This window comes from Teichococcus aerofrigidensis, assembly GCF_054073225.1.
The window spans coordinates 26228-36367 of the sequence record NZ_JBSXMU010000033.1 but is presented as its reverse complement, the minus strand read 5'-3'; the positions used below and the strand labels follow the sequence as shown (position 1 = coordinate 36367).

General features: G+C 71.4%; 8 protein-coding genes and 1 pseudogene. 5 read left to right on the top strand and 4 right to left on the bottom strand.

What is annotated here, in order from left to right; translation table 11 throughout:
• Positions 1 to 179: 179 nt before the first annotated feature.
• Positions 180 to 809 carry a maleylacetoacetate isomerase gene (gene maiA / locus ACVMLK_RS09660; protein ID WP_457486275.1) on the bottom strand — a complete coding sequence of 210 codons (630 nt, stop codon included), beginning with the start codon at positions 807 to 809 and terminating at the stop codon, positions 180 to 182.
• A gap of 119 nt (positions 810 to 928) precedes the next feature.
• Between maiA and ACVMLK_RS09655 the strand changes: the two genes are divergently transcribed.
• Entirely contained in the window at positions 929 to 1381 is a 453-nt protein-coding gene (locus tag ACVMLK_RS09655; RefSeq protein ID WP_457486274.1) for an Lrp/AsnC family transcriptional regulator, read from the top strand.
• A gap of 24 nt (positions 1382 to 1405) precedes the next feature.
• On the opposite strand, the pseudogene ACVMLK_RS09650 reads toward ACVMLK_RS09655, so the two are convergent.
• Together ACVMLK_RS09650 and ACVMLK_RS09645 are read right to left on the bottom strand one after the other, a co-directional pair.
• A pseudogene (locus tag ACVMLK_RS09650) lies at positions 1406 to 2325 on the bottom strand (glycosyltransferase family 9 protein).
• A complete protein-coding gene (locus ACVMLK_RS09645) occupies positions 2322 to 3464 on the bottom strand; it encodes a glycosyltransferase family 4 protein (protein WP_457486273.1) in 1143 nt (380 codons plus the stop codon). Before ACVMLK_RS09645 ends, ACVMLK_RS09650 begins: the two are co-directional and overlap by 4 nt.
• A 209-nt stretch (positions 3465 to 3673) precedes the next feature.
• On the opposite strand from ACVMLK_RS09645, the gene ACVMLK_RS09640 reads away from it, so the two are divergent.
• The gene (locus tag ACVMLK_RS09640) at positions 3674 to 4858 is read left to right on the top strand and encodes an acyltransferase family protein (protein ID WP_457486272.1); all 1185 of its coding nucleotides are present in this window, start codon (positions 3674 to 3676) and stop codon (positions 4856 to 4858) included.
• Positions 4859 to 4865: 7 nt separating this feature from the next.
• On the opposite strand, the gene ACVMLK_RS09635 is transcribed toward ACVMLK_RS09640, so the two are convergent.
• Entirely contained in the window at positions 4866 to 6320 is a 1455-nt protein-coding gene (locus ACVMLK_RS09635; RefSeq protein ID WP_457486271.1) for a helix-turn-helix domain-containing protein, read from the bottom strand.
• Positions 6321 to 6430: 110 nt separating this feature from the next.
• On the opposite strand from ACVMLK_RS09635, the gene ACVMLK_RS09630 reads away from it, so the two are divergent.
• From ACVMLK_RS09630 to prpB, 3 genes are all read left to right on the top strand, one after another.
• A complete protein-coding gene (locus ACVMLK_RS09630) occupies positions 6431 to 7945 on the top strand; it encodes an MmgE/PrpD family protein (protein WP_457486270.1) in 1515 nt (504 codons plus the stop codon).
• Positions 7946 to 7964: 19 nt separating this feature from the next.
• Positions 7965 to 9116 carry a bifunctional 2-methylcitrate synthase/citrate synthase gene (gene prpC, locus ACVMLK_RS09625; protein ID WP_198367472.1) on the top strand — a complete coding sequence of 384 codons (1152 nt, stop codon included), beginning with the start codon at positions 7965 to 7967 and terminating at the stop codon, positions 9114 to 9116.
• Positions 9117 to 9195: 79 nt separating this feature from the next.
• Positions 9196 to 10131 carry a methylisocitrate lyase gene (prpB, locus tag ACVMLK_RS09620; RefSeq protein WP_198367473.1) on the top strand — a complete coding sequence of 312 codons (936 nt, stop codon included), beginning with the start codon at positions 9196 to 9198 and terminating at the stop codon, positions 10129 to 10131.
• The last annotated feature ends 9 nt before the right edge of the window (positions 10132 to 10140 follow it).

Genomic DNA, 10140 nt, shown 5'->3' with positions numbered 1-10140 from the left:
CCACGGCGGCGGGTGGCGCCACCAGGCGGGGCTGCGACTGGCCGCGCGCCGCCACGACCAGGCCGGCCTCGGCCGGCACCGCCAGGCTGCGAAGCTGGGCCTGCGCCCCGCCCGGGGGGAGCGCCAGCAGGGCAGCCGGGACCAGCGCCGCCAGCCGTGGCATCACGCCCCGAGGGCGTTCAGAGCATGGCATTCGGCTTCTCCGGCATGGTCTCGATGAAGGATGGCAGGGTCATGCAGGCGGCCTCGGCCCCCAGCAGCCGCGGATAGGGCAGGTGCACGCCGAAGCGGCGCGCGGCATAGAGCTGCGGCACCAGGCAGATATCGGCAAGATTGGGCGAATGGCCGAAGCAGAAGGGGCCGGGCGAACTGTCCAGCAGGGTCTCGCAGGCATCGAGGCCCTGGGCGATGCATTGCCGGGCCCAGCCCTGCACATCCCCCTCCGAAAGCCCGCCGCTCAGCATGTGGGTCAGCACGCGCTGCGTGTGCAGCGGCTGGATATCGGCCACGATGGCCAGGGCGAAGCTGCGGACCTTGCAGCGGAGCTGCGGATCGGGCGGCAGCAGCGGCGGGCTGGGCCAGATCTCCTCCAGCCATTCCAGAATGGCCACGGACTGGCTGAGCACGGTGCCGTCGTCCAGCTCGATGGCCGGCAGCAGGCCCTGGCGGTTGAGGCGCAGCGTCCCGGCGCCACGCGGGCCACCCCCGGGGGTGTCATGCCATACGGAACCGGCGGCGACGCCCTTCAATGCGAGGGCTATCCTGACCCGCCACGTGGCCGACGATGTCCGGTAGCCGTGGAGACGCATGCCTACCCTTTCCGCTCGCGTCAACGTGAGGATATGGCCGGGTTCTGTCAACCTTTTGATGAATTCGAGCCTTGCGCGCGTCATGTCCGGCCCGTTCGGCCGTGGAGGAGGACAGCCGAATGGACCAGACCGATCGACGCATCCTGCGGGCCCTGGCGCGCAACGCCCGGCTGACCAATGCCGAGCTGGCCGAGGAGGTCGGCCTCTCGCCCTCCCCCTGCTGGACCCGGGTGCGGCGGCTGGAGCAGGCGGGGGTGATCGAGGGCTATGTGGCCCTGCTGAACCAGTCGATGCTCGGCCTGCCGGACACCGTCTTCGTCGAGGTCATGGTCGAGAAGCATGACGAGGCCGCGCTCTCCCGCTTCGAGCAGGCGGTGCTGGACATGCCCGAGGTGCTGGAATGCCACCTCACCACCGGTGAGTACGACTATCTGCTGAAGGCCGCCGTCGGCGGCACCGCGGGCTACGAGGCCCTGCTGCGGGAGAAGCTCTACCGCCTGCCCGGCGTCCGCCACACCCGCACGGCCTTCGCGCTGCGCTGCCTCAAGCGCAGCCTCTCCCCCGTGCCCTGAGGGGCCGGCGAGGGATTCGGGCCGTCAGGACGGGCGTCTGAGCCGCGCCAGCGCTTCCGCCACCGTTGCCACCGGCAAGCTGTCCAGGGGCTGGTGGCGCAGCACCGAGACCGCGGGGCCGCGCGGGGCGCAGAGGGCCGGGTCGCTGTCGGCGCCGAACAGCGCCACGGTCGGGCAGCCCGAGGCCGCCACCAGATGCGTCGGTCCGGTGTCGTTGCCGACGGCGAAGGCGGCGCGCCGCCCCAGGGCGCCGATCTGCTCCAGCGTGGTGCGGCCGGTCAGGTCGATGGCGCCGGGCGCCCCGGCGCGGATGGCGGCGGCCAGCTCCCTCTCGCCCGGCCCGCCCAGCACCGCCACCGGCAGATCGAGCCCGGCCGCCAGGGCGGCATAGGCGGCGGCCGGCCCGCGCTTGCCGGGCCCGGCGAGGCGCCGGGAATCAGCAGGCCGAAGCGCGGCGGCAGGTCGAGGCCGGAGACATCCCCCGCCATCCAGCTCATGTCCGGCGCCGGGACGTGGTGGATCCCGGCCAGCGCCAGCTGCTCGCGCTGGCGCTCCAGCGTGTGCATCCGGTCACGCCGCGGATTGGCGTGCGGATGGCTGGCGCCGCGGGCGATGCCGGACCATTCCGGCGCCGGCCCGGTGAACCAGCGGTAGCGCGAGGACCGGCCTGAGGTCTGCAGGTCGTAGACCCGGTCGAAGCCCGCCCGGCGCAGCCGCAGCGCCAGCCGCGTCACGGCGCGCAGGTCGCTCCAGGCCGGCCGTCCGTCGGACCAGACCTCGTCGAACCACGGGGCGCGGCGCAGCAGCGGGGCGAAGGGCGGCGTGGTCAGCAGGACGATGCGGGCGGCAGGGTGGTGCGCGCGGATGGCCGCGAAGGCCGGGAAGGCCTGCACCACGTCGCCCAGCGCCGCCAGCTTGATCACCAGGATGCTGGCGGGCTTCACAGCAGCTCCCGGTAGACGGCCAGGGTCGCCCGCTGCATGGCCGCGGTGGTGTAGGTCCGGCGCACCATGGCCTGGGCCTGGGCGCCGATGGCGGCGCGTGCCTCCGCCGGCATGGCCAGGACACGGGCGATGCCGCGGGCCAGCGCGGCCGGCTCCCCGGGCGGCACGCGCCAGCCCGTCTCGCCCTCTTGCACCGTCTCGCGCGGGCCGCCGAGGTCGCTGGCGATCACCGGCCGGGCCATGGCCTGGGCCTCGATCACGCTGCGCCCGAAGGCCTCGGCATCGGTCGAGCAATGCAGCACCAGATCGGCCAGCAACAGCGCCGCCGGCATGTCCTCGCCATGCCCGGCCAGCGTGAAATCGCCGCCGAGGCCGAGCGCCATGCCGTAGCGCAGCAGCTCCTCGGCATACAGGCCGCGCCCGAAGTCGCCGAGCAGCACCGCGAAGGGGCGCGGCGGCGGGAGCATGGCCAGCGCCTCGAGCAGCACCTTCTGGCCCTTCCAGCGGCTGATCCTGGCCGGCAGCAGCAGCACCGGCCGGCGCGACGGCAGGCGCCAGGCGGCGCGCAACGCCTCCAGCCGGCCGGGCTCCACCGCCGCCGGGTCGAAGCGGCGCGGATCGACGCCGCGCGGGATGACGCGCAGCCGCGACGGGTCGATGCGATGCCGCTCGGCGATCAGCCCGGCGATGAAATGGCTGATGGCGATGACCCGCTCGCCCCGCGCCATCACCGAGTTGTACAGCCGCTTGCCGGGGAAATCCTCGTTGTAGGTGCCGTGATAGGTGGTGACGAAGCGCGCCCCGCTCCGGCGCGCCGCCATCAGCCCGGCCCAGGCGGGCGCCCGACTGCGCGCATGGAGGAGCGACACCCCCTCGCGGCGGACGAGCCCGGCCAGGTCGGCGGCATTGCGCCAGAGCGCCAGCGGCGACTTGTCCGCCAGGGACGGCATGGTGACATGGCGTGCGCCGACCGCCTCCAGCTCCGGTACCATCCTGCCGCCCGCCGAGGCCACCAGGGCCCGGAATCCCGCCGCCGCCAGGGCCTCGGCGATCTCCACCGTGCCGCGCTCGACCCCGCCCGAGGCCATCGAGGGCAGGATCTGCAGGATAGCGGGCGCGCTGGAACCGGGATCGATCATGCGGCGGCCCGAATAGAACAGATACGGGCGCAGGAAAATGCCCCGGGGATCCGCCGGGCGGCCGGACCCGCAACCCTTGCGAGTATTCGATACTGGAATGAAGTTATTGTGAAGCCAATCCAGGCCTTGCCGAAAGCATGGCCTCATAAAACCGGCTAACAGTTTCTCATCTTTGAGATCCTCCAGACGATAAGTGCAGGAAAAGCGGGATGCAGCAGCGGATGCCGGAAGTCAGGGGAGAGCGGCTGCATTATCTGGATCAGCTGCGCGCGTTCCTGATGTTTCTGGGCATCCCCTATCACACCGCGCTGGCCTTCTCGGTACACCAGCCCTGGATCGTCGATGCCGCCGCGGACTCACCGCTGCTGAGCTGGCTGGCCCAGTTGAGCCACACCTTCCGCATGCCGGTCTTCTTCGTCATCGCCGGCTATTTCGCCGTGATGATGCTGCGCCGGCGCGGCCCCCTGCCCTGGTGGCGGGACCGGCTGTGGCGGCTGGGGCTGCCCCTTCTCACCGTCGGCCTGCTGCTCAATCCGCTGCAGATGCTGGCCGGAAGCATGACCGATCCGGCCGATACCATGACCGAGTGGCGGGCCCGCCTCGCCATGCCGGGCGAGCACTGGGTCGCGCATCTGTGGTTCCTGATCGACCTGCTGGCCTATTGCTCCCTGCTCGCCGGCCTGGCCTGGATCGGGCGCCGGCGGCCCGGTCTTCGCGCCGCCACCGCGCGGGCGGCCGGCTGGCTGGAGCGGCACCGGATGCTGCGCCATGCCCTGCTGCCGCTGACCGGCGCCTTCGTGGTGGCCGCGGTGATCGCGCTGCACCTGATCGGGGTCAACAACCTGCTCAACAATGCCCTGGTGGTCGCGCGCACCGTCACCCACCTGCCGGTCTTCCTGCTCGGCGCCGCCCTGGCCTGGAGGCCGGACTGGCTCGCCCGTTTCCTGCGCGCCGACGCGCGGGCCTGGCTGCTGGCCCTGGCGCTGATGCCGGTGCTGGCGGCGATCCAGTGGCGCGAGCCGCTGTCGATGCGCGCCGCCACCTACTTCCTCTCCCCCATCGTCGGCATCCTGATGGCTCATGTCCTGATGTCGGCGGCGCGGCGCTGGTTCAACCAGGCCAGCCCGCTGACACGCCATCTCGTGGACTCCTCCCTGACGGTCTACCTCTTCCACCAGGTCTTCATCGTCTTCGGCGTGGTGCTGCTGATGGAGAGCGGCCTGCCGCCCCTGGCGCAGTTCCTCCTCATCGTCGCCGCCACGGTGCCGCTCTGCCTGCTGGTGCACGCGGCGATCCGCCGCAGCGGCACGCTGTCCCTGCTGTTCAACGGCGCCCGGCCCCGCGCCCGCATCGCCGTGCCGGCCCCGGTCTCGCCGCCCCTGGCGCCCGGCTGACGCAGCCTCACCCCGGCGGGCGGATGCGGTAGGGCACGACGCCCCGCTGCAGGCTGCCGACATCGAGGGACTGGCTGGCCGGCGGCACGGCGCGGTGGCGGCAGTCGGTGCGCTCGCAGGCCCGGCAGCCGGGCCCGATCGGGTCGAAGAAGCCGGGCTCGCTGAGGTCGAGGCCGGTGGCATAGACCGTCTGCCCCGCATAGGCCGTCTCGCAGCCGATGACGATGGCGACGTTGCGCGGCCGGCTGAGATAGGCGCCGCCGCCCCGCCCCACCGTGCGGGCAATGCTCAGATAGCTCACCCCGTCCGGCGTCTGCGCCACCTGCACCAGCACGCGGCCGGGCTGGGCGAAAGCGCGATAGACGTTCCACAAGGGGCAGGGCCCGCCGAAGCGGGCGAAGCGGAAGCGCGTGGCGCTGCTGCGCTTCAGCACGTTGCCGGCGATGTCGGTCTTGACCAGGAAGAAGGGAATGCCCGGCCGCCCCGGCCGCTGCAACGTGCTGAGCCGGTGGCAGACCTGCTCGAAACTGGCGCCGAAGCGGCCCTGCAGCCGCTCCACGTCGTAGCGCAGCAGCTCGGCCTCGGCCAGGAAGCGCTCATAGGGCATCAGCAGCGCGCCGGCGAAGTAGTTGGCGAGGCCGATGCGGGCGAGCGAGCGGGCCTCGGCGCTGGACAGTCGCGCCGCGCGCACCTCGGAGAGGATGGCGCGGCGCTGCTCCAGCAGCCCGATGACATGGGCCATCCAGAACAGGCGGCTAGCCGGCGCCGCCTCCTGCGCCAGGGCCAGGACCCGCTCCACCCGCTGCAGCCGCCAGACCGTGCCCTGCGCCAGCAGGGAGGGATCGTCGGCCACCGCGATGCCGTGCCGGTCCAGCAGATGGCGGGCAAGGTCGTCCTGGGTCGGCGCGCCCCCGCGGCCGATGCGCCCGGCCAGGGCCTCGGCGGCGCGGTCGAGCCGGTCGAAATGGTTCTGCCGCGACTGCACCCAGTCGCGTACCTCGTCATAGGGGAAGTGCGGCACGCCGGCGAAATCCTCGCCCGCCATGCCGCGCGCGCGCAGCGCCTGGTGCTGCTCGTCCAGCGCCAGATAGGCACGGTAGAGTTCAAGGAAACGCTCGGCCAGCTCGGGCGCGGCGCGGACGGCGGCGCGCGCCTCCTCGGCCGGGACGGTGGCGCGGCCGAAGAGCGGATCGCCCGTGGCCTCGCGCAGGCTGCCGGCCAGCCGCTCGTCATCCGCATCGGCGAAGAGGCTCTCGGGCACGCCGAGCCAGGCGGCGGCGCGGCCGCGCAGCGCGGCGGGCATGGGGCGGAGATCGGCCTCGATCTGGCTGAGATAGCTGGGCGAAATGCCGAGGCCGCGCGCCATCGCACCCTGGCCGAGCCCCCGCCCCCGCCGCAGGCGGCGCAGCCGGTCGCCCGCGAAGATCTTGGGTTCCTTTCCGCTCTGGGATTGGCTCTTCACAATCTTCACAAAATCCGCCGCCTTCTTGGCATGAATATGCAAGGCGACGGGCTGACACCAGCGCGGATCATGGCAAAATTGGCAAAATCTCGAGGGAGTATGCGCGAGCCATGATCACCCATGACGTGAAGGTCCATCCCGAGGCCGACCGGCTGCCCCGCCAGGGGCAGCTGGCCTGGAAGATCGCCGAGGTGGCGGCCGATCCGGTGGCGGTCGAGCCCGAGGTCAGCGAGATGATCATCAACCGGGTCATCGACAACGCTTCCGTCGCCATCGCCGCCATCAACCGTCATCCCGTCGTCACCGCCCGCGCCCAGGCCCTGGCCCATGCCCGGCCGGGCGGCGCCACGGTCTTCGGCTGCGGCCCGGATGTGCGCGTGCACGCCGAATGGGCCGCCTGGGCGAACGGCACGGCGGTGCGCGAGCTCGACTACCACGACACCTTCCTGGCCGCCGACTACTCCCATCCGGGCGACAACATCCCGCCGCTGCTCGCCGTCGCGCAGCAATGCGGCAGCGACGGCGCGGCGCTGATCCGCGGCCTCGCCACCGGCTACGAGATCCAGGTCGACCTGGTGCGGGCGATCTGCCTGCACGAGCACAAGATCGACCACGTGGCGCATCTCGGCCCCTCGGCCGCCGCCGGCATCGGTACCATGCTCGGCCTGCCGACCGAGGCGATCTACCAGGCGATCCAGCAGGCGCTGCACGTCACCACCGCCACGCGCCAGAGCCGCAAGGGCGAGATCAGCTCCTGGAAGGCCTTCGCGCCGAGCCACGCCGGCAAGCTGGCGATCGAGGCGGTGGACCGCGCCATGCTGGGCGAGGGCGCGCCGAGCCCGATCTACGAGGGCGAGGACAGCGTCATCGCCCGCATGCTGGACGGCAAGGACGCGCATTACCGCGTGCCGCTGCCCGCGCCGGGCGAGGCGAAGCGCGCCATCCTCGACACCTACACCAAGGAGCATTCGGCCGAGTACCAGTCCCAGGCGCTGATCGACCTCGCCTTCCGCATGGGCAAGAAGGTCACGAACTGGGACGACGTGAAGGAGATCGTGGTGCAGACCAGCCACCACACCCATTACGTCATCGGCACCGGCGCCAATGACCCGCAGAAGATGGACCCCAAGGCCTCGCGCGAGACGCTGGACCATTCCATCATGTACATCCTGGCCGTGGCCTTGCAGGACGGCGAGTGGCACCACGTCCGCTCCTACCTGCCGGAGCGCGCGGCGCGGCCCGACACGGTTCGGCTCTGGCACAAGATCCGCACCGTCGAGGACCCGAAGTGGACGGAGCGCTACCACTCGCGCGACCCGAACGTGAAGGCCTTCGGCGGCAAGGTCGAGATCATCCTGAACGACGGCACGGTGATCGCCGACGAGCTGGCGGTGGCCAATGCGCACACGCTGGGCGCGACGCCCTGGACGCGGCCGGACTATATCCGCAAGTTCGAGACGCTGACCGAGGGACTGATCGAGCCCTCGGAATCGCGCCGCTTCCTCGACCTGGTGCAGCGCCTGCCGGAGCTGAAGGCGGCCGACCTGCTCGGGCTCACCGTGGCGCTGCCGCAGGGCCGGCTCACCCGCAACGACCGCGCCGGCATCTTCAACCACACGGCCTGAGGCCGGGAGGGAGAACACGATGAGCGAGACGACAGCCAACGCGCCGAAGCCCAAGAAGTCGGTCGCGCTGTCGGGCGTGCCGGCGGGCAACACGGCGCTCTGCACCGTGGGCCGCACCGGCAACGACCTGCACTACCGCGGCTATGACATCCTCGACGTGGCCGAGGCCGCCGAGTTCGAGGAGATCGCCTATCTTCTCGTGCACGGCAAGCTGCCGGACGTGGCGGAGCTCGCGGCCTACAAGCGCAAGCTGAAGGCGCTGCGCGGCCTGCCCGCCAGCCTGCGCACGGTGCTGGAGGCGCTTCCCGCCGCCTCCCACCCGATGGACGTGATGCGGACCGCCGTCTCGGTGCTGGGTTGCGTGCAGCCGGAGAAGGAGGACCACAACCACCCCGGCGCGCGCGACATCGCCGATCGGCTGATGGCCTGCCTCGGCCCGGCGCTGCTCTACTGGTACCACTTCTCGCACAACGGCCGGCGCATCGAGGTGGAGACCGATGACGACAGCATCGGCGGCCATTTCCTGCACCTGCTGCACGGCGAGGCGCCGCCGGCCGAATGGGTGCGGGCGATGCACACGTCGCTGATCCTCTATGCCGAGCACGAGTTTAACGCCTCGACCTTCACCTGCCGCGTCGTCGCCGGCACCGGCTCGGACCTGTACTCCGCCATCGCCGCCGGCATCGGCGCGCTGCGCGGGCCGAAGCACGGCGGCGCCAACGAGGTCGCGCTGGAGGTGCAGCAGCGCTACGCGACGCCCGAGGAGGCCGAGGCGGATATCCGCCGCCGCGTCGAGGCGAAGGAGGTGGTGATCGGCTTCGGCCATCCGGTCTACACCGTCTCCGATCCGCGCAACGTGGTCATCAAGGAGGTGGCGCGGCGGCTCTGCAAGGCGCAGGGCACGCTGGCGCGCTTCGAGATCGCCGACCGGATCGAGGCCGTGATGGCCGAGACCAAGCGGATGTTCGCCAATCTCGACTGGTTCTCGGCCGTCTCCTACCAGGCGATGGGCGTGCCGACTGCGATGTTCACGCCGCTCTTCGTCATCGCCCGCACCTCGGGCTGGAGCGCGCATGTCATCGAGCAGCGCATCGACGGCAAGATCATCCGCCCGACCGCGAACTACACGGGGCCGGAGAATCTCGAATTCGTGCCGCTGAAGAAGCGCTGACGCCGCCGCCTCACGGCCTTCCCGCCCGGTCCGGCCGCCATGCCGGGCCGGGCGTCGTTCTTGCCAAGGAGCCCGCACCATGCCCTATGTGATCGCCGACGACCTGCCCGAGGCGCCCGCCGGCCAGCGCTTCCGCGCCCTGCTCGACCGGCCGCAGATCCTGCGCATGCCAGGCGCGCATCTCGGCATCGCCGCGCTGCTGGCACGGAAGGCCGGCTTCGAGGCGCTGTACATGTCGGGCGCCGCCATGTCGGCCACCATGGGCCTTCCCGATCTCGGCATGATCACGGTCGATGACGTCGCCTGGCACATCCGCCAGGTCTCGCGCGCCAGCGGCCTGCCGGTGCTTGTCGATGGCGACACCGGCTATGGCGAGGCGCTGAACGTCATGCACATGGTGCGTGCCTTCGAGGAGGCCGGCGCCGGCGCCGTGCATCTCGAGGACCAGCTCCTGCCGAAGAAGTGCGGCCACCTCAATGACAAGAAGCTGGCCGATGCGCGCGACATGGCCGCCAAGGTCGCCGCGGCCCGCAAGGCCCGGCGCCATCTCTACCTGATCGCCCGCACCGACGCGGCGGCGAGCGAGGGCATCGACGGCGCCGTGGCGCGGGCGAAGCTCTACCTGGAGGCCGGGGCGGACGCGATCTTCCCCGAGGCGCTGACCACCCGCGAGATGTTCGAGGAGTTCGCCCGCCGCATGCCGGGCGTGAAGCTGCTCGCCAACATGACCGAGTTCGGCCGCACGCCCTTCTTCACCGCCGCCGAGTTCGAGGCCATGGGCTACGCCATGGTGATCTGGCCGGTGAGCCACCTGCGCGTCGCGGCCAAGGGGATGGAGGAGCTTTACGCCGCCATCACGCGGGATGGCGGCACGCAGAACATGCTGCAGCGCATGCAGACCCGGCAGGAGCTCTACGAGACCATCGACTACCACGCCTATGAATCGCTGGATTCGACGCTGATCCGCACCGTTGTCCCCCAGGGCATGCCGCAGGGTAAGTCGCAGGATCGGTGAGGGGGCGCG

What these genes read in the sequence shown, in the direction of transcription:
- ACVMLK_RS09630 (WP_457486270.1), top strand. Translation starts at nt 6,431, where the DNA reads ATGATCACCCATGACGTGAAGGTCCATCCCGAGGCCGACCGGCTGCCC.
- prpB (WP_198367473.1), top strand. Translation starts at nt 9,196, where the DNA reads ATGCCCTATGTGATCGCCGACGACCTGCCCGAGGCGCCCGCCGGCCAG.
- maiA (WP_457486275.1), bottom strand. Translation starts at nt 809, where the DNA reads ATGCGTCTCCACGGCTACCGGACATCGTCGGCCACGTGGCGGGTCAGG.
- ACVMLK_RS09645 (WP_457486273.1), bottom strand. Translation starts at nt 3,464, where the DNA reads ATGATCGATCCCGGTTCCAGCGCGCCCGCTATCCTGCAGATCCTGCCC.
- ACVMLK_RS09640 (WP_457486272.1), top strand. Translation starts at nt 3,674, where the DNA reads ATGCAGCAGCGGATGCCGGAAGTCAGGGGAGAGCGGCTGCATTATCTG.
- prpC (WP_198367472.1), top strand. Translation starts at nt 7,965, where the DNA reads ATGAGCGAGACGACAGCCAACGCGCCGAAGCCCAAGAAGTCGGTCGCG.
- ACVMLK_RS09655 (WP_457486274.1), top strand. Translation starts at nt 929, where the DNA reads ATGGACCAGACCGATCGACGCATCCTGCGGGCCCTGGCGCGCAACGCC.